The sequence below is a fragment of the Paucidesulfovibrio gracilis DSM 16080 genome, from assembly GCF_900167125.1.
GTDB classification, from domain to species: Bacteria; Desulfobacterota; Desulfovibrionia; order Desulfovibrionales; family Desulfovibrionaceae; genus Paucidesulfovibrio; species Paucidesulfovibrio gracilis.
Window position 1 is genome coordinate 412455 of the sequence record NZ_FUYC01000001.1, and the last position, 19866, is coordinate 432320.

The following is a 19866-nucleotide window of genomic DNA, read 5'->3' on the forward strand; positions in this document are numbered from 1 at the left end:
ATGAATCGTCTGCTGGAAGACATCCGCAATCGCGAACTGCTGCAAGGCCGCCAAACCGTGGTCGTGGGCGCCGGACGTTCCGGCCGTGCCGCTTCCATGCTGCTGGAGGCCATGGGTGCGCGGGTGCTTCTGGTGGATTCCAACCCGGAACTGACCCGGGCCGACCTGGACGGCCTGCCCAAGACCGTGGAACTGGAAGCCGGTGCGCACCGGCCCGAACAATTCCGCAACGCGGAACTCGTGGTGCTCAGCCCCGGCGTTCCGGTGCGACGCATGGCCGACGTGCTGGCCCATGTCCCGGCACGCAAGATCGTGGCTGAACTGGAGCTGGCATCCTGGTTCACGGAAAAGCCCATTCTGGCCATCACCGGTTCCAACGGCAAAACCACCACCACGACCCTGGTGGGGGAAATGCTTCGCGCCTCGGGCCGGGAGGTCTTTGTGGGCGGCAACATCGGCACTCCCCTGAGCGAACATTTGCTGGAGGAGAAGAGCGCGGACGTGATGGTTCTTGAAGTTTCCAGCTTCCAACTGCAAAACGTCCACCTTTTCCATCCCCGGGTGGCCATGCTGCTGAACTTCAGCCCCAACCACCTCGACTATCACGCGGACCTGGAAGAATATCTCACATCCAAGCTGAATCTGTTCGCCCGCATGGGAGGGGACGATTTGGCCGTGCTGCCCCGCGCCATGCGGGACACCCTTGCGGACCGCGATTTCACGAATGCCCGCAAAATCTGGTTCGGTCCCGAGGACGAGGAAGCCGCCTCCTTTGCTGCACCGCATCTGCCTGGCGAACACAACCGTTCCAACATTGCCGCGGCATGGCAGATGGTCCGGGCCATGGGCGTAACCCCTGAGCAGGCACAGCAGGCATTGCACACTTTTCATCCGCTGCCCCACCGGCAACAGCCCGTCGCCGAAGTGAAAGGGGTGAACTTTGTGGACGACTCCAAAGCCACCACCCTGGACGCGGTGGCCGCGGCACTGCGCAGCTGCAACGGCCCGGTGCGCTTGCTCCTGGGCGGCGTATTCAAGGGCGGCGATGTGCGGAAGGAACTGCTCCCGGCCATGCGCGAGCATGTGGTCCAAGTGGCGCTTTTCGGCGCGGGACGCGAGGTGTTCGAACCAATCCTGAAAAACGAATTTCCCGTGACCTGGCACCCGGACCTGGAGCAGGCCGTGCGCGCGCTGCACGCGGATGCCGCTTCCGGCGACGTGATCCTGCTTTCGCCGGGAACGGCCAGCTTTGATCTGTATAAAGGATACGCGGCCCGCGGCGACCATTTCCAGCGCATTGCCCGGGGACTTGCCAAAGAAATGGCCGGAGAACTGCCATGAAGAACACCCGCCTCTCCAACCAGCATCAACCGCCCAAGGCGGACAAGCTGCTGCTCGTGGCCGTGCTCATTCTGGCAGGCCTGGGGCTGATCATGGTGCTCTCTTCCAGCGGCATCATGGCGGAACGCTACTTCGGGGACAAGTACCTCTTCTTTAAAAAACAGGCGGCGTTCTTCTGTATCGGCGCGGCGCTCATGTATGCGTGCTGGCGGCTGCCCCGGGTGTTTTTCTACGAGTTGACCTATTTCTGGCTGGTGGTTGCCGTGATCCTGCTGGCTCTGTGCTCCTTCACGCCCCTGGGCGTGGACGCCAACGGTGCCAAGCGTTGGATCTCTTTCGGGCTGTTCAACTTCCAGCCCCTGGAGTTTTCCAAAATCGCGCTGGTGTTCTATCTGGCCTACTATTTTTCGCGCAAGCAGGAACTGGTCCGCACCCTGAGCGTGGGCATGCTGCCGCCCTTCCTGGTCACGGGCCTGCTCTGCATCCTGCTGCTCACCCAGCCGGACTTCGGCGGAGCCGCATTCCTGGCGGGAATCCTTTTCTTCATGTGTCTGGTGGGCGGCACCCGGCTGACCTACCTGTTCGGCGCATTCACCTTCCTGGCCTGGGGCGGCTGGCTGCTCATCCTACAGGAACCGTACCGCTACAAACGCTGGACCGCCTTTCTGGACCCGTTCAAGGAACCTTTCGGCACGGGCTACCAACTCGTGCAATCCTTTTACGCGTTTGGCTCGGGCAAGCTTACGGGCGTGGGTCTGGGCGCGGGCAAACAAAAACTCTTCTTCCTGCCCGAAGCGCACAACGACTTTATCCTGGCCGTGGTGGGCGAGGAAATGGGCTTTTTGGGCATGTCCCTGTTTTTCCTTTTGATCGGGTTCATCATCTTCCGCTGCCTGCGCATCGCGCTGTTGCAGGAGGACTTGCAGGACCGCTTTACGGCCTTTGGCATGACCCTGATTCTTACGGTGGGCTTTTTGCTGAACCCCGCAGTGGTGCTCGGCACGGTGCCGCCCAAAGGCGTCCCCCTGCCCTTTGTCAGCTACGGCGGCTCCAATTTGATTGTATCGTTCATCTGCGTGGGCATATTGCTGAACCTTTCGCAAAGGAGGCACGCATGAGCGGTCTCCGGCATCTTGTGGTCACCACCGGCGGCACCGGCGGACACATCTTCCCGGCCTTGGCCGTTGCCGCGGAGTTCAAAGCACGCGACGCCGCACGGCAGGTCACGTTCATCGGGGCTTCCGGTCCCGAAGGGGAACTGGCACGCAAGGCCGAATTGGACTTTGTGGCTCTGCCCGCCCGGGGCGTGCTCGGCACAGGCCTGCGCAAGCTGGCCACTCCGGTGTGGCTGGCCAAAGGGCTGCTCAAGGCGCTGTGGACCCTGCGGCGGCTGCGGCCTGACGCGGTGCTCGGTTTCGGCGGGTACGCGGGTTTCTGCCCGGTGCCAGCCGCCTGGCTCTGCGGCATTCCCTGCGCAATCCACGAACAAAATTCCGTTCCCGGAGCCGCCAACCGCACCCTGCGCCACTTTGTGCGGACCATTTTTCTTTCCTTTGAGGAGACCGTGTCCTGGTTCCCGGCAAAAAAAACCGTGCTCACAGGCAATCCTGTACGGGCCGACATTGCCCAGGCAGGACGCACTCCCCGGCCCGGCACCCGCTCCCTGCTCGTATTGGGCGGCAGCCAGGGTGCTCGCGCGCTCAATGATGCAGTCATCGAAGCCCTGCCCGAACTGCGCAAGGCCGCCATCACCGTGCGGCACCAGGCCGGAGCCTCGGATGTGGACCGTGTCCGCCGTGAGTGCACGGATGCGGGGTTCGATCCCGACGGACCGCAAATCCGCGTCAGCGGCTTTATCGATGACATGGCCCAGGCCTATGCCGAAGCGGATCTGATATTCTGCCGCTCCGGTGCCAGCACCGTGTTTGAAGCGGCTGCGGCAGGGCGTCCCTGTATTTTTGTCCCCTACCCCCATGCCACCCACAACCATCAGGCCTTGAACGCCAGGGCCATGGAACAGGCCGGAGCAGCGCGGGTCATCCCCCAGGACGGACTGGGCGGCGGCAGTCTTGCCGGTATGGTGGTGGGCCTGCTCAACAACCAAGAAAAACTTGACCGGATGGCCGAAGCCGCCAAGGACTTCGCCAAACCGGACGCGGCCGCACGCATCGTGGACCACCTCGAGGAGCAGGCCGCCAAGCATAAAGGAAGGAACGCATGACAGCGGCGCAAGGCCCGAACGTAAGCGTGGCCCCCACCGTGGCCCGCCCCATGATGCAAAGCCGGGTGAACCAGATTCACATGGTGGGCATCGGCGGTTCCGGCATGAACGGCATTGCCGAAGTGCTCCTGAACATGAATTTCACCGTAACCGGTTCGGACTTGTCCGCTGGCGCGGCCGTGCGACGGCTTCAGCGTCTGGGGGCGAACATCTTCATCGGCCATGGCGCGAACAACGTGGACGGCGCGGATGTGGTGGTCAAATCCACCGCCATTCCCGAGGATAACCCCGAACTGGTCCGCGCCAGGGAGCTGGGCACGCCCATCATCCCCCGGGCGGAGATGCTGGCCGAACTGATGCGGCTCCAGTCGGGCATCGCCGTGGCCGGAACCCACGGAAAAACCACCACGACCTCCCTGCTGGCCACCATTTTCACCGAGGCGGGGCTGGATCCCACCGTGATCATCGGCGGTCGGCTGAATACCTACGGCGCCAATGCACGCCTGGGCGAAGGCGAATTTCTCATTGCCGAGGCGGACGAGTCCGACGGCTCGTTCCTGCTGCTCGCCCCGGTCATCTCCATCGTGACCAACGTGGACCGCGACCACATGGACCATTACGCCACGCAGGAAGCCATTGACGAATCCTTTGCCGAGTTCATGAACGCCATTCCGTTTTACGGCATGAACGTGGTCTGCGGCGATGATCCCGGCGTGCAGCGGCTTTTGCCCCTGGTCAAGCGTCCCTGCCTGACCTACGGCCTGGGCGAAAAAAACCGCCTGCGCGGAGAAATCATCAGCGCGGGACTGCGCAGCGTGTTCAACGTCTACCTGGATGGCGAATTCTGGGGCGAAGTCAATCTGGCGCATCCGGGCCACCACAATATTCTCAATGCGCTCGGTTCCATCGGCGTCAGCCTGGAAGCAGGCCTGACCAAGGAGGACATCCTTCGCGGGCTGGCCAATTTCGGGGGTGTGGGACGTCGGTTCGAACGCAAGGGCGAACGCAAGGGCGTGCTCGTGGTAGATGATTACGGTCATCATCCCGCGGAAATCGCGGCCACCCTGCGCACGGCCAAAGCCTGCTACCCCAATCGCCGCCTGGTGGTGGCCTTTCAACCGCATCGCTTTTCCCGCACGCAGGCGCTCTTCGGGGACTTTTGCAAGGCCTTTGAAAAAGCGGACCAGCTGTTGCTTACGGAAATTTATCCCGCAGGAGAATCCCCCATCCCCGGAGTGAACGGACTCTCACTCGCCCAGGGAATTCGCCAGATAAGCGAGACAAATGTCACATTTTATGAGAACTTTGAAACGATAGAAGCGGAATTATCCACGCTGCTCACCCCGGGCGACCTGTTTTTGACCCTGGGAGCCGGAAGCATCTGGCAGATCGGTGAACACTATTTGGAAAACGGAGCCGAACAAAACGGTCCCAAAGACAACGCCTCCCAGGAGGACTGACATGCGTCCCAGAATCCGCCGTCCCGGCCCCGCCATGCGGGACCGCACCACACTTCGACTCGGGGGAACCACCCGCGCCGAAGCCGTGTTGCGTGCGGATGCGGATCTGGACATGCTGCCTCCGCTCCTGCATACCGAAGGCGCTTCCCCCCTGGCCCTGGGTGCGGGGAGCAACCTGCTCTGCGCGGACCAGGAACTGCCCCTGCTGCTGCTCACCGTGGACAACCAACGCGCCCCGGAAGCCCGGCCCGGCGACGATCACGTCACGGTCCGCGTGGGCGGCGGTGTCAAGCTGCCGGTGCTGCTCGGCTGGTGCGCGCGCAACGGACTCTCCGGGCTGGAAAACCTCACCGGCATTCCCGGCACAGTGGGCGGCGCCGTGGCCATGAACGCCGGTTCCTACGGCTCAAACATGGCCGACCTGGTCCGCAGGGTCCGCGTGTGGACTCCAGAAGCAGGACTGGAATGGCGGAATGCGGACCAGTGCCGGTTCGACTATCGCTTCTTTGCTCCCGAGCCGTTGGACGGCGATGCCCCGACGTTTTTCCTGATCTGGGAAGCGGAACTGGCTTTGGTTCCCTCCCTGCCGGACAACGTTCGTGCGGCCATGCGCTACACCATGACACGGAAAAAGGCGGCCCAGCCCGTCACGGCCTGGAGCGCGGGATGCGTATTCAAAAACCCGGAAAACCAAAGCGCGGGCATTCTGCTGGATAAGGCAGGATTTCGGGGACTTCAGCAGGGTGGCATGGCATTTTCCTCCCTGCATGCAAACTTTTTGGTGAACCTAGGCCAAGGAACAGCAGAACAGGCGCTGGAATTGCTGGAAAAAGCCCGCTACGCCGTGTATGAACGTTTCGGCGTCACGCTGGAAACGGAAGTGAGGGTGATTGCATGAGCCGCCGACTCAGCAACCCTTCCTACCTGAACAGCGGCAAACAGTCCCTGCGCCGCCGCTCCAACCGGTATCGCGGATCCGACGGTTTTTCCCACGGTTCCCCCGCGTTGCGGCGCTTTGTGCTGATGCTGGGACTCGGCACAGCCCTTGTGGCGCTTATGGGAGTGCTCTATTTCGGGTATCGCCTGGGCACCACCACGGAATTCTTTGCCCTGGACAAAATAGAAGTGCTGGGCAACAAGCGCCTGTCCTACGGCGAAGTGCTGGATGCGGGCCGGGTTCGCCTGGGGCAAAACAGTTTGGCGCTGAATCTCAGCCGTGTTGAAGCCCTGCTGAGTAAAAATCCGTGGGTAAAAAATGTTTCTGTGCGCCGGGACATTCCCCGAAAGCTGATCATTCAGGTGGAAGAGCGCGACCCCGCCTACTGGATCCGGCGCGGCGGCTCATTGTATTACGCCGATGAAAACGGGGAACTCATTACATCCGTATCCCCGGCGGATTTCCGCTCCCTCCCGGTTTTGGAGGCAGATGCGGAAATGCGCGAACGCCTGACCGAATTGCCGGACATGATCCGCGCACTGGACAACGGAGCCATGCCCCTTTCCCGGGATGCCCTGGCCTGGGTCCGGCTCTCCGGCGCGGGACAGGCGCAAATGTTTCTGGATAACGCGAACTTGACCCTGACCTTCGCATTGGAGGATTGGCGGTCAGAACTTCGCCATGTCCGCCTTGTGGCGCAGGATATGCGCCGCCGTGGCGAAATGAACCGCGTCCGCCGCATCACCGCCTCAGGCGGCAAGGTGTGGGTCGACAGGACGCACTGACACAGAATGGAAACCGGGCCAAAGACCCGGAGAAGCAGGAGGAGACCGTCAATGGCCAAAAGCGACCTTGTTGTCGGTCTGGATATCGGGACCACCAAGATTTGCGCGGTGGTCGGCGAACCAGGGGACAACGGCGTGGATATCATCGGCATCGGCAAAGCCCCGTCCACGGGGTTGCGTCGCGGCGTGGTGGTGAACATCGAACAGACCGTGCAATGCATCAAAAAGGCCTTGGAAGAGGCCGAACTCATGGCCGGCTGCGAAATCCGCTCCGTATACGCGGGGATCGCCGGAAGCCATATCAAGGGGTTCAATTCCCACGGGGTCATTGCGGTCAAGGGCGGCGAGGTCATTCAAAAGGACGTGGAACGCGTCATTGAAGCGGCCAAGGCCGTGGCCATCCCCCTGGACCGCGAAGTGATCCACACGTTGCCGCAGGAATTCATCGTGGACGACCAACGCGGCATCGCCGACCCTCTGGGCATGGCGGGCGTTCGCCTGGAAACCAAGGTGCATATCGTCACCGGCGCGGTGACCTCGGCCCAGAACATCATCCGCTCCTGCCATCGGGCCGGACTGGATGTGGCCGACATCGTGCTCGAATCCCTGGCCTCGTCCAAGGCCGTGCTCTCGGCCGAGGAGCAGGAAATCGGCGTGGCCATTGTGGACATCGGCGGCGGCACCACGGATCTGGCGATTTTCTCCAACGACTCCATCAAGCATACCTCGGTGCTGGCGCTGGGGGGCAACAACCTCACCAATGACATCGCCTTTGGCCTGCGCACCCCTATGCAGGCCGCCGAGGAAATCAAGATGCTGCATGGCTGCGCCCTGGCCGACATGATCGAAACCGACGAGCTGATCGAGGTGCCGAGCGTGGGCGGCCGGGAGAGCCGGACCATGTCCAAACGGGTGCTGGCGGAAATCTGCGAGCCTCGTGTGGAGGAAATTCTGGCCCTGGTGGACCAGGAGCTGGAAAAATCCGGCTTTAAACAAATGATCGCCGCGGGCGTGGTGCTCACGGGCGGCACGTCCATGATCGACGGCATGCAGGATCTCGCGGACCAGATTTTTGATCTGCCGGTCCGCATTGGATATCCCTCGGGCATCGGGGGACTCATTGATGTAGTGGACAGTCCCAAATACGCCACAGCGGTGGGGCTGCTGAAGTTTGGGTGCGAAAAGGAGATGGCCGGGCAGGACCGTCGTTCCTTCGGCATCCGGGATGAGGGAACCTTCAACCGCATTCTGGGCAGGATGCGCAAGTGGTTCACGGATATCGCGTAACGTACGCACAGGGAAGAACTGGAGGAGAACATGGAATATTTTGAAATCGAGCACGACACGAGTGCCAAGATCAAAGTCATCGGTTGCGGAGGCGGCGGCGGAAATGCCGTAAACAACATGATCCAGTCCGCTCTCAAGGGCGTGGAATTCATCGTCTGCAACACGGACGCCCAGGACATTGAAAAAAGCCTGGCCGAAACCAAAATCCACATCGGCCAAAAGCTGACCAAAGGGCTTGGCGCAGGAGCCAACCCGGAAGTCGGTCGCAATGCCGCCGTGGAAAACATTGAAGAAATCCGTCAGGCGCTGGAAGGCGCGGACATGGTCTTCATCACCGCGGGCATGGGCGGCGGAACCGGAACCGGCGCGGCCCCTGTCGTGGCCGAGGTGGCCCGGGATCTGGGCGCACTTACCGTGGGTGTGGTGACCAAGCCCTTCTTCTTTGAAGGCAAGCGTCGCCTCGGTGCGGCCGAGGAGGGCATCAACACCCTCTCCGAAGTGGTGGACTCCATCATCACCATTCCCAACGACCGGCTCCTGCAACTGGCCGCGAAAAAGGCCTCGTTCACGGAGATGCTCAAAAAGGCGGACGAAGTGCTCTACTACGCCACCAAGGGCATTGCCGACCTGATCACGGTCCACGGCCTGATCAACCTGGACTTTGCGGACGTAAAGGCCGTGATGTCCAACTCGGGCCTGGCCCTCATGGGTACGGGCATTGCCGAGGGCGAAGGCCGCGCCAAGGAAGCCGCACGCATGGCCATCACCTCTCCGCTGCTGGAAGACGTCTCCATCGAGGGCGCCAAGGGCGTGCTCATGAACATCACCTGCTCCCCTGACATGCTCATCGAAGAGGCCGCCGAAGCCGCGAACATCATCTCCAGCGAAGCGGACGAGGACGCCCAGATCTTCTTCGGTACGGTGTTCGATCCGGACGCCGGAGAAGAGATGCGCATCACGGTCATTGCCACGGGCATCGAACACGTGGCCGCCCAGTCCGACGCCACGTCGTCCAAGGGGCAGAACCCCTTGAGCCGTTTCAATCGGCGGGAACGCAGCTCCGATGCGGCCACCGGCACGGGCAAACGCCGTGTGCACCGCTCGGTGATGAACCAGGACACTACTGTGCCGGCGTACCTGCGCTTTAGCGACAGTGCCGAAGAGGAACCCGAAAAGCCCAAGCGCCGCGTCGCCAACGCCGGGCCTGGGGACCAGCACTTTGTTTTCGACAAAGACGATCTGGATATCCCCGCCTTCATACGCAAGAACAACAGCTAGGAGGCGGATGGAATACGGGTTTCCCTATGCGCAAGAGCCGCATCTACCACGGCGACCGGGAGCCATCTCCCCGGGAGACCGGAGGCCGACTGCCCACGGCCCTGATCATCCCCATGGAACGCCGTGTGGCCCTTTCCACCTTGGGGTGGCAGGCGGTATACCGCCAATTGGCGGAAAATCCGGGCATGGCCCCGGAACGCTGCTTCACCCTTGGGCGCGACGGGGAACCCACGACGATGGAAAGCGGAACCCCGCTCTCCAGATTCCCTGTGCTGGCCTTGAGCGTGAATTTCGAGGAGGATCTCCTTCACCTCCTGCGAACTCTTGAGGCCTCGGGCGTTCCTTCCCGTCGGGAGGAACGCCCGGATTACCCTCTGATCATGGTGGGCGGGCCGCTGGCCTTCATGAATCCCGCTCCGCTCGCCCCCATGACGGACTGTTTCTTTGTCGGCGAGGCCGAGGCCGGTCTTGCCGATGTTTTTTCCAAATTTCGTGAGGTCTGGCTCCAGGGCGGCGACAAAAACGCCATGCTCGACGCTGTGGCCGCCATGCCCGGTATCTACGCCCCCGGACGCTCCGCCGTACCGGTTCGCCGCGTCATTGCTCCGGGCGCATCCCTCAATGACCCGGCCTGGTCCTGTTTCATCTCGCCGGACGCGGTCTTTCGCGACACGCTGCTGTTGGAGGCCAACCGGGGGTGTCCCTATGCCTGCCGGTTTTGCGCGGCTGGCTACGTGTACCGGCCTCCCCGCCAGGCGTCCCTGGAGGAATTGCAGGCAGTCGTGGAACAGGCCGAACCGCCCAAGGTCGGCTTGGTAGGAACCGCGCTCACGGACCTGCCGCACCTGCTTCCCTTTCTGAACTGGCTGCGTCAGCGCGGCACCAAATTCTCCCTTTCCTCGGTCCGGGCCGACGGCGTTACCGAGGAACTGCTCACCATTCTACGACAGAGCGGTGTGCGCACCGTGACCCTGGCGTTGGAAGGTCCGAGCCGACGCCTGCGCGACCAGGCCAGCAAAAAATTGAAGGAAGAAGATTTTCTCCGCGCGGTGGCCCTGTGTGCACGCCACGGCGTCAACCACCTCAAGACCTACTGCATTGTGGGCTGGCCGGGCGAGACCGACGCCGATTACGAAGAATTGGGCGGTTTTTTGGGTGAAATCGCCCGCACACGGGACGAAAATCTGAAACGCCAGAAAGAATTCATGCGTGTTACCCTGGGTACCAGTTGCCTGGTTCCCAAACCACACACGCCGTTCCAGTGGATGGCCATGGCGTCGGCAGAGGAACTGGACCGCAGACAGCACATGATCCGGGAAATGCTCAAGCCGTACAAGGGATTCCGCCTGGAAGCGGATAAGCCGTTTCAAGCCCGGCTCCAAGGCCTGCTGGCCCGGGGCGGAGAGTCCATCTTTGATTTCGTGGAACTGGCCGCCCGGCACGGCGGCTGGAAAAAAGCGCTCAAACGTTGGCAGGGTGATCCGGCCCACGAACTGGACCGAGAACGCTCCCGGGACGAAGCTCTGCCTTGGGACGTCATTGACGTAGGCGTGACCAAGGAACACCTCTGGCAGGAATGGGAACGGGCCAAACGGTTCCAACCCTCGCCCAAGTGCGTGGAATCGGGCTGCGATCAATGCCGACGCTGCGGTATGGATTGTTTTTTACGCGAACAGTCCTGACCGGACGTTTTTCCCTCTGACGAACAAAAGCGCCGCGCCTGCCCCCCCTTCGCTGAACCAAAAACATATCCCTTCACGCCACAACAGCGTCAAGGGATACGTTTTGCTCCACGATGAAGCCTGACAGGATCCTGAACCAGGATCAACGCATCAGCCTCAGGTGAATCCTCCAGCCCCCCCGCACCCGGACAACGGCGCAGACAGGGAACCAGCGTCACCGCTTCCGCCGCCGGACACGGCAAACCCCGAGAGCAGACGTTCGGTATCTTCCTTGCCGCATTCCGGGCATTTGGGTGTTTCATCGCCGGAAAGAACCAGCTCTTCAAATTCTTTGCCGCATTTTTTGCATCGGTATTCATAAATCGGCATAGGCACCTCGCATCATTATTTTCTATATCCCAAAGATGAGGCTGTTTGTACGCTTCGTCAAGGGATCATTTTGCACATAACACGAACAGTTTGTGCAAACTTTTGTGCATTTTAATGCACATATTTTTACACTTTCGAATTTAATACACTGATTTTTCATGATAAACAGTGTTTGGCACGGCGACTGCTAGTTCCTTTACAACCGTTACTTTTCTACTCTTCACCCCCCGGGATCGGCCCGGACCCCTTTTCAACGTATTTGGAGGAATCATGAACAAGCGGACTCTTATCATCTCTCTGAGCCTCGTGGCAGTGCTGGCCCTGGCGGCCACAGCCTTTGCCCGTCATGGATACCACGGCTCCATGGGCTACGGTCACATGGGATTTGGTGGCGGCTACGGACACGGCGGCGCCTTCCAGGTCGCTCCTGAACAGCAGGAGGCCTTTGACGCGATCTTCGACAAGCACCGCGACACCATGCGCGACCTGAGCAACCAGCTCTGGTCCAAGCACATGGAGCTGGAAGCCCTCACCAACAGTGGACAGGCCACCAAGGCAGACATCCACGAGCTGGTCCAGGACATTTCGGAGCTGCGTGAAAAGAAGCAGGCCGAACACGAAAACTTCTTTGAGGAGTTGGACCAGGCCGGTATCCAGGCGCAGTTCGTCCCCTGCCGGGGCTTTGGTCCCAATGGTGGCGGACGGCAGCAGAATGGAAGCGGTCCCGGTTCCGGCCAAGGCTACGGTTCCGGCTCTGGATCCGGCCAAGGCTACGGTCCCTGCAATCAATAGGTGAACGCCTGACGAAGCGTGGCAAAGGGCGGTCGGAATGGGGAAAGCTCCGACCGCCCTTTTCCCGTACGCGCCGAACCAACCCCGATCCACCCGCCCTGGTTGACATGGCGGGACTTTGCGCTGAAGATCAATGGAACAACCATCCGCTCCCACGAGGCACGAATGTTCCGAAAAAGCGTTTCCCTGACCGTACTCCTCTCCTTTTGCCTCTTGCTGGCCACCAGCGTGGTGCTCTATTACGAACCGCACGGCCGGGTCGCCTACTGGGCGGACTGGCGCTTGCTGGGCCTGGGCAAGGCGCAGTGGGACGCTTTACATATTTCCCTGGGCGCACTGTTCCTCTTCGCCAGCCTGCTGCACATCTGGCTGAACTGGAAGGCCGTGCTCCTGGCCATGAAAAACCGTGCCCGGCAGTTGGTGGTTCTGACGCCGCCCATGGTCGCGGCCTTGATGGTCACGCTTTATTTCACGCTCGGCGCGCTGCTGGGCTTCCCCGGCGTGCAGCAGATCCTCGATTTCAGCGAAGACCTCAAAACGAGTCATGTGGCGGAATACGGCAATCCGCCCTATGCCCACGCCGAACTTTCCACGGTTCGAGAATTTGCAGATTTTTTACAACTGGACAGCGAACAGATCGTGCAGTCCCTGCGTGAGCAAGGCATGAACGCCACCCCGGAGACCACATTGCTGGAGCTGGCCCGCGCCAACAATACCAGTCCCCGGCACATTCACGAGGCCATGCGCTCGGGGTTGAACGCGGATCCCTTTACCCTGCTTCCGCCCCGAGCGCCCGAAGGTTCCGGTAAAATGCCCCTGCACGCCTTTTGCGCCAATTACGGACTTCCCCTTGACCGTGCGCTGCAACGGCTTCAGGCTGCGGGTCTGGAACCCGATCCGAACGCCACACTCAAGGCGCTGGCGGAAAGATACGGCATGGACCCCGTCACACTCTACACCATCCTGCGCACCGGCAAGCGTCCCTGACCAAAGCGCGGCGGATTTATGGAAATCAAGACCAAACAAAACGAACGCGGTCCCATCATCGCGGCAGTGCTGGCCCTGATCGTGCTTGGGCTGGGCAGCCTTTTTCTCACCTGGCAATCCATCAAGCATCAACGCGCCGTGGTGGAGGAGCACATGGTGCTCTCCGGCCGCGTCATCGTGCGCGGGGTGGAAGCCAACCTCGTGCGCATCATGCGTTCCCTGCGCAACAACCCGGCCCTTTCCCAGCTGTTCCCCTCCCTGGCCCAGGAGTTGTTTCAGGAGATCACGGCCTCGGGCGAAGTGCTCTTTGTGGCGCTGTACGCTCCGGGCGGCCAATTGCTGCTGGCGTCGTCCCACGGCGACGAGGAGATGGAAAACCTGCTTCCCCGTGGCGCATTCGACGCGCTGGACCAACTGGGCCACTGGCACGGCATGACCCTGTTCGGCCAGAAGCAGGCCTTGGTCATCGGATTGCAGGCCCGCCCCGGTGTGGCCAGCGTCTGCGGGCTTACCCCCCCGGGGCAAGGCGCGAATCGCGGTCCCGGGCATCAGGGCGGCCATGGCATGCGCCACGGCAGAAACCGCGACCACCTCGGCGGACTCGGCCCGGCCGACGATGCCCCCGGACCGGAAGTGCCGCTGTATTTCGTTGCCGGACTCAACGCGGAAAAAAACCTGGCCCAATTTCATCTGTATCGCCGCGCCGCCCTGTTGCAGACCGGCTATGTTTTTCTGGCCGCCGTGGTGCTCTGGTCACTGGCATTCGCCTATTTGCGGCGGCGGGACCAAGCCTCCCGGGTGGGCCGCATGGAGCGTTTCCAATCCAAACTGCTCGACAACATGCCCGACGGTCTCGTCACCCTGGGACCGGATGGCGAGATCATGGCCGCCAACGGCTCGGCCCGCGCCCTGCTCGCCCCCGTGACCCCGACAAAAAACGCAGACGCGGAGCCACCGCCACCGCCCTATGGCGTGCTTGCGGGCCGCAATTGGGCGGAGTTCCCCTTTGCGGATTTACGCGGCGGCACGGAATGGAAACAATACGAATACCAGGGCCGACGCCTGGAAATGCTCTGCGTTCCGTTTCAGGATCCACAACCGCCGGATGAGGACGATGAGGACGTGTACGAAGAACGGCTCATCCTTATCCGCGACCGCACCAAGCTTAAGAGCCTGGAAGACGACCTGGCCGAGGCCCGGCGTCTGGCCGCCATCGGCTCCCTGGCCGCGGGCGTGGCCCATGAGGTGCGCAACCCCCTCAGCTCGCTGCGGGGCTTTGCCCAATTCTTCGCGGACAAGTTCAAGGGCAACAAGCCCTATGACGATTACGCCGGAACCATGGTTCAGGAGGCGGACCGCCTTAATCGCGTAGTCACGGACCTGCTGTTTCTGGCCCGGCCACGGCGGCTCGACCCCGTGAAGATGGACCTGGCGGAAATGGCGGCCAGTCTGGAACGGCTCATGCGCTTTGATCTTGAACACAAACGCGTTCGCCCCGGGCTGGACCTGGAGGCCCGCACTGTCCTGGCCGATCCGGACGCCCTCAAACAAGTGCTGCTGAACCTCGTGACCAACGCGTTGGACGCCATGCCCGAAGAAAACGGCGAAGTGCGGATCATTTCACGTTCCGAACCGGACGGGGTCTGGGTCAGCGTGGAGGACAACGGTCCCGGCATCCCGGAGCAGGACCGCGAACAGGCCATGGAACCTTTTTTCACCAGCAAACGCAAAGGCACGGGCCTGGGCCTGGCCATCGTGAACAATATCATGCGCGCCCATCGGGGCCGGGCCGTCATTGAGGACAGCCCCGAAGGGGGAGCCGCGGTACGGCTCTTCTTCCCGCATGGACCGACACCTACGGATCAAGACCATGAGCAACAATAGAAAAATCGTACTGGTCGTGGACGACGAACCGGGCCACCGCAAAATGGTCCGCGCCGTATTGGAAGACGCCGGCTGGCGCGTACTGGAGGCCGAATCCGGCGACGCCGCCCTGGACGTGCTCTCCCGGGAAACGCCGCACACTGCCCTGGTGGACATGCGCATGCCCGGCATGGACGGACTGACCCTGCTGCGCGAAATTCATGCCCGCATCCCGGGACTGCCCGTGGTTCTGCTTACAGCCTACGGCAGTGTCGGTTCAGCCGTGGAAGCCATGAAAAAAGGCGCCTACGACTACCTTACCAAGCCGGCCGACAACGAAGAGCTTAAGGCTGTTTTGGAAAAATGCTGGGAGTACAGCAGGCTCATTTCCGAAAACGCCCGGCTGCGCAAACAGGCCGAACAAGACGGCGGGGACCGCTCCCTGGTGGGAGCCACGCCGGGCATGCACCATGTGCGCGAGTTGATCGAGCAGGCCGGGCCAAGCGAGGCTTCGGTTCTGGTGCTGGGAGAATCCGGCACCGGCAAGGAGTTGGTGGCCGAGGGGCTGCACAGCGCTTCCATGCGCAACGGCCGCCCTCTGATCAAGGTCAACTGCGCGGCCCTGCCCGCGGACCTGCTGGAATCGGAACTCTTCGGCTACGTCAAAGGCGCGTTCACGGGCGCCGTGCGCGATAAGCCCGGACGATTCCAGCTGGCCAACCACGGCACCTTGTTCCTTGATGAAATCGGGGAGATGCCAGCCGCGCTCCAGGCCAAGCTGCTCCGCGCCCTGCAGGAAAAAACCATCGAACCCCTGGGCGGGGTGGAGGTGGTCAACGTGGATGTCCGCATCATTGCGGCCACCAATCGCGATCTTCAGGAAGAAATCCGGGAAGGTCGCTTTCGCGAGGATTTATATTACCGCTTGGCGGTGTTGGAAATTCGGATTCCGCCCCTGCGCGAACGCGTGGCCGACCTGCCTTTGCTGGTCTCCCACCTGTTGCGTAAACTGGGAAAAAAGAACAATAAACCGGTTCGCACGGTGTCCCCGGCATTTTTGGATGCGCTCTCCGGCTACAACTGGCCCGGCAATGTGCGGGAATTGGAAAATGTACTGGAACGCGCCCTGATCCTCTCCCGCTCGGATGAACTCGGCACGGACCTGTTGCCGCCTCAGGTTTGCGGCAACAACGCGGAAGCAGAGACGGGAACCGAGCAAACCACGCCCCCTGTGGACGCTTCCACGGCCCTGGAGGACGCGGAACGCCAGGCCATTATCCGCGCCCTGGAACAGCACGGCGGACACAGGGAACGCACGGCCGACGCCCTGGGCATCTCTCGCCGCACCCTGCAGTACAAGCTGAAAAAATATGGGTTGACCCGGCGCTGAAACGCGCCCGACCAAGCATCAACAGCGCGTTCTCCCGCTCCGAATCCTTACGCCACCCGGGGCGGGAATCGCGTTGCGCCGCATACGGCCGATGCAATCCGGACTAGTGAGACCGTGCCAGAAGCGGGAACCGCACCTCCACACAGGTTCCCGTGGCCGGGCAACTGTTCATGTAGATGCGACCATGCATGCAGACGGTAATCAGCCGTGCGGAATAGGTACCCAGGCCCGTGCCGTTGCGCTTGCCGTAGGTGGCATATTTCTCGAAAAACGAGGAGCGGATCGCCTCCGGCACCACCGTGGGGTTGGAAAAACGCAGGGAAAGTTCCTCCCCCTGGCTGCTTTCCACCTTGTCCACGGCCACTTCCACACGCTGGCCGGGCCGCGAGGCTTCCAGGGCATTATAGAGCAAGTTGTCCACAAGGCAGGCCAGACATTCTGGCTCGGCACGAAGCCACAACGGCGAACGCTCTTGCGCATTCCCATTGACCACCAGAGCCAATTCCACACCAATACGCTCGGCCCGGACCATCGCGGCCTGGAGTGCTGAATCCAGCATTTCCACCACGTCCACGGGTTCGCCCGCAAAGTCGTAGGTTCCCGCTTCCATGCGAAACAAGGTCATGGACATACGCAACTGGCGCAAAACCCGACGACACGCCTCGTTGCCCAGGGTCAAAAACTCCTGCTGCTCCGGATTCAACTCCCCGCAGTTTTCCAGAAGATACATGGCATTGAGGATGGTGTTCAGCGGACTTTTGAGGTTGTGCCGCACCACGCGTTCCGCGCCCTCGCGAATTTCCTCCAGCTTTTTTCGCTCGGTGATGTCCTTGCCGACCAGCACGAACAATCGGTCGCCATTGGGCGTGCGCACCACCGGCGTCACAGAGCAATCCAGCCAGACATCCGGACCGGACCGCCGACGATACTGCACTTCATCATGCCAATCCTGGCCCGACTGTACCGCACGCCGCAGAGCCATACGCTTGGTCGGTCCCAGCCGCCACGGACGCAGCATCGTATATTTTCGCCCCTGCACGTCTTCCCGCTGCAATCCAGTGAGCTTCGTGTACTGGGAATTAACGTATTCCACGCTCCCCTTTTCATCCACAACCACCATGACCACGCCCGCATGCTCAATGGCGGCGCGCAGCTTCCGCAACTCCAGTTCCCGTCGTTTCGTATCGGTCACATCGCGGATGAACAACACGAAGCGGTCCGGAATACCTTCCTTATCCATCAACGGATACAGAACGTATTCCTCCCATTGCCTTTCATACACGGCAATGCCGCGCTTCGGCACCCCGGTTTCCAAAACTTTTCTGGTATCAGCGTATCGCGTGCGGATGCGTTCGGGAGGCAGCACCTCCACAAGTTTGCGCCCCACCAGATTCCAGCGCGGAATGCCGATACGCTCGGAATAGGCCTGATTCACCTGTAAAATAACGCCGTCCACATCATACAACAGTACCAGATCGGACGTGGCGTCGAGCATGGCGCGTTCGGCCTGGCGACTGCGACGCAGACTCTCGGCCAGATGCGTGGTCCGCACCCGGGTGCGCTTTTTTGCCAGCGTCGCCAGACGAGCTGCGGGGGATGGCGCGGCCCCGCGACCCACCGTGTTCACGGTTTCCTTGTTCTGCAGCGCTTCTTCAATGGGATATGCCAACAAAGCCACGGCATCCCCCTGGCAAGGAGGATCCCCTTCCTGCGATCCGGCCGAGCCGCCGCACGGCTCCATGTCGTCGCAAATGCCGGGAGCCAGAGGAAACAGGGTCAATGTATACCCGCGCCGTCCCTTTGTGGTGGGGAGCACGACCTTGCAGTGCCGCACCTGCCCCTGATCAATGCAGAAACGCACCGCGTCCTGCAACGAACACACATCCGGCATGGCCAGAAAATCCTCGTCCGGTCGTCCCATCATCTTCAACGGGGTCAGCCCCAGCAGCGAGGCCAGCGATTTGTTCACGTATCGGAAGAATCCCCGGGAGTCATTGATGGCAAATGGCACTGGGGATGAGTGCATTGCCTGCAAAACAGATGGATTACTGTATTGCGGAGCGTTAAGCATTTCTTTTGCCGCCGCATTCTAAAGGTGTACACACAACAAAACGTCAACACAGAGTTGCGCAATAAATACCCTCCTGGCTGAAAATTTCAATACCATTCCAGGTATCGATGCCACTTTTCCCTTTAACTGTAGTATATTTGCTGCTTTATAAGCGTATAGTAAACAAGATAACGCCTTGTTTCATTGCTCCCAACATTCTAGAAAAGAAGAGGATGATAGATGCTCTCTATCCACATCTTTCATCGGGTGAAGAGATGCGTGCTCGGGCGGTGGGAAAGGGGAAGATCATCACATAACAACGTGTGAACACTGTTCCGAAAGTCATTCAGACTCGCACCCCGGGTCAGTTGGGAGACCAAGGCATGGCCGTAACGAAAATTAGCCGCCAGATATACGGCAAATTTCCGATAGCGTTTTACGGCCCGTTGCGGATCAAAATACCGTTCCAATGCATTCAAAACCGCCAGGGCTGTTTCGCGATAGACGGACGGTCCGAATTCCCTTCCAAGGGTCCAGGACGCGAACAGCCAGGGCCGGGCCACGGCCATACGGCCCACGCTCACCCCTGCGCAGCCTGTTTCCTCCAACATGCGCAGGCAGTCCCCCGGGGTCTGCACGTCGCCGTTGCCCAGGACGGGAACGTCAACGGCTCCGGCCACCAGCCCGATGTGCTCCCACACGGCAGGACGCGTGCGGCGGTCCGGCGCCACCCGGGGATGAAACACCAGGGCGTCGGCACCAGCCTCCACCAGTACGCGGGCCATTTCACAGGCCGGTTCCGGGTCGGGCTGCCAGCCTGTTCGGAATTTCACCAGCACGGGCAGATCCGGATTCACGCGGTCCACGGCTTGGCGCACGGCCCGCACCACGGCAAAAGCCCGTTCCGGCTCGCGCAAAAGTGCGGCTCCGGCCCCGCGTTTGGTCAGGGCTGTGGCCGAGCATCCCATGTTCACGTCAACGCCGCACAACCCTTCCCGAGCGATGCGCCCGGCAGCAGCAGCCATTTCCCCGGGATCGCCGCCGGAAATCTGCACCACCAGACGCTGGGCTTCGGCGTCACGCCAGCGGAAGGTGGGCGAGGATCGGCGGTTCTCCGTATCCAGCCCCCGGGCCGTACACATTTCGCTAAACAGCAAGCCGCAGCCGCCCAAATCATCAATCACGGAACGCAGCGCCACATGCCCCAATCCGGCCATGGGTGCGAGCCAGAGCCTGTTTCCCGCCACGCGACCACGCAGGGACAAAGGCCGATGCAACAGACGCCGCAGCCGTTCCCATTCGTTTTCATTCATGCCATCCTCCGGGGGAAGCGTTCCCCGCGTGGGCGGATACCCTGCCCGGCCATGTTTGACAAGGCGCGAAAAGGGCATTAGTTCCTGCCCATCTCTTCCCACATCATGGAG

The 19866-nt window shown here is 61.3% G+C and carries 16 protein-coding genes; 13 read left to right on the forward strand and 3 right to left on the reverse strand.

Features of this window, described 5'->3' with window-relative positions; all coding sequences use genetic code 11:
• From murD to B5D49_RS01880, 9 genes are read left to right on the forward strand one after another with little or no spacing between them, the layout of a single operon-like run.
• The gene (gene murD / locus B5D49_RS01840) at nt 1-1341 is read left to right on the forward strand and encodes a UDP-N-acetylmuramoyl-L-alanine--D-glutamate ligase (protein WP_144019050.1); all 1341 of its coding nucleotides are present in this window, start codon (nt 1-3) and stop codon (nt 1339-1341) included.
• Entirely contained in the window at nt 1338-2459 is a 1122-nt protein-coding gene (gene ftsW, locus B5D49_RS01845) for a putative lipid II flippase FtsW (RefSeq protein WP_078715935.1), read from the forward strand. Before murD ends, ftsW begins: the two co-directional genes overlap by 4 nt.
• A complete protein-coding gene (murG, locus tag B5D49_RS01850; RefSeq protein ID WP_078715936.1) occupies nt 2456-3562 on the forward strand; it encodes an undecaprenyldiphospho-muramoylpentapeptide beta-N-acetylglucosaminyltransferase in 1107 nt (368 codons plus the stop codon). The genes ftsW and murG overlap by 4 nt, the downstream gene beginning before the upstream one ends.
• On the forward strand, nt 3559-5022 hold the full coding sequence (gene murC / locus B5D49_RS01855) for a UDP-N-acetylmuramate--L-alanine ligase (protein ID WP_234990595.1): 1464 nt from the start codon (nt 3559-3561) through the stop codon (nt 5020-5022). Before murG ends, murC begins: the two co-directional genes overlap by 4 nt.
• 1 nt (nt 5023) lies before the next feature.
• Nucleotides 5024-5920: a UDP-N-acetylmuramate dehydrogenase gene (gene murB / locus B5D49_RS01860; protein WP_078715937.1), complete on the forward strand. Its 897-nt coding sequence runs from the start codon at nt 5024-5026 to the stop codon at nt 5918-5920.
• Complete coding sequence (locus B5D49_RS01865) at nt 5917-6744, forward strand: cell division protein FtsQ/DivIB (RefSeq protein ID WP_078715938.1); 828 nt, start codon at nt 5917-5919, stop codon at nt 6742-6744. The genes murB and B5D49_RS01865 overlap by 4 nt, the downstream gene beginning before the upstream one ends.
• Before the next feature lie 51 nt (nt 6745-6795).
• Nucleotides 6796-8031 carry a cell division protein FtsA gene (gene ftsA / locus B5D49_RS01870; protein ID WP_078715939.1) on the forward strand — a complete coding sequence of 412 codons (1236 nt, stop codon included), beginning with the start codon at nt 6796-6798 and terminating at the stop codon, nt 8029-8031.
• Between the two features lie 30 nt (nt 8032-8061).
• Nucleotides 8062-9309, forward strand: coding sequence for a cell division protein FtsZ (gene ftsZ, locus B5D49_RS01875; RefSeq protein ID WP_078715940.1), 1248 nt, complete (start codon nt 8062-8064; stop codon nt 9307-9309).
• A 26-nt stretch (nt 9310-9335) separates the two neighbouring features.
• Complete coding sequence (locus tag B5D49_RS01880; protein ID WP_078715941.1) at nt 9336-10991, forward strand: radical SAM protein; 1656 nt, start codon at nt 9336-9338, stop codon at nt 10989-10991.
• A gap of 156 nt (nt 10992-11147) precedes the next feature.
• Here the strand turns inward: B5D49_RS01880 and B5D49_RS01885 are convergent, their stop codons facing one another.
• On the reverse strand, nt 11148-11360 hold the full coding sequence (locus tag B5D49_RS01885) for an FmdB family zinc ribbon protein (RefSeq protein WP_078715942.1): 213 nt from the start codon (nt 11358-11360) through the stop codon (nt 11148-11150).
• Nucleotides 11361-11630: 270 nt separating this feature from the next.
• Between B5D49_RS01885 and B5D49_RS01890 the strand changes: the two genes are divergently transcribed.
• The 4 genes from B5D49_RS01890 (at nt 11631) to B5D49_RS01905 (ending at nt 16392) form a co-directional block, all read left to right on the forward strand.
• Complete coding sequence (locus B5D49_RS01890) at nt 11631-12152, forward strand: periplasmic heavy metal sensor (RefSeq protein ID WP_078715943.1); 522 nt, start codon at nt 11631-11633, stop codon at nt 12150-12152.
• 165 nt (nt 12153-12317) lie between these two features.
• A complete protein-coding gene (locus B5D49_RS01895; protein WP_078715944.1) occupies nt 12318-13139 on the forward strand; it encodes a DUF4405 domain-containing protein in 822 nt (273 codons plus the stop codon).
• A gap of 18 nt (nt 13140-13157) precedes the next feature.
• Nucleotides 13158-15023 carry a sensor histidine kinase gene (locus tag B5D49_RS01900; RefSeq protein WP_078715945.1) on the forward strand — a complete coding sequence of 622 codons (1866 nt, stop codon included), beginning with the start codon at nt 13158-13160 and terminating at the stop codon, nt 15021-15023.
• The gene (locus B5D49_RS01905) at nt 15010-16392 is read left to right on the forward strand and encodes a sigma-54-dependent transcriptional regulator (protein ID WP_078715946.1); all 1383 of its coding nucleotides are present in this window, start codon (nt 15010-15012) and stop codon (nt 16390-16392) included. The genes B5D49_RS01900 and B5D49_RS01905 overlap by 14 nt, the downstream gene beginning before the upstream one ends.
• A 103-nt stretch (nt 16393-16495) precedes the next feature.
• Here the strand turns inward: B5D49_RS01905 and B5D49_RS01910 are convergent, their stop codons facing one another.
• Nucleotides 16496-18463: a PAS domain S-box protein gene (locus B5D49_RS01910; protein ID WP_078715947.1), complete on the reverse strand. Its 1968-nt coding sequence runs from the start codon at nt 18461-18463 to the stop codon at nt 16496-16498.
• 239 nt (nt 18464-18702) lie between these two features.
• Nucleotides 18703-19755 (reverse strand): tRNA dihydrouridine synthase, encoded by a 1053-nt coding sequence (locus tag B5D49_RS01915; RefSeq protein WP_078716044.1) that lies wholly within the window; start codon nt 19753-19755, stop codon nt 18703-18705.
• Nucleotides 19756-19866 lie beyond the last annotated feature (111 nt).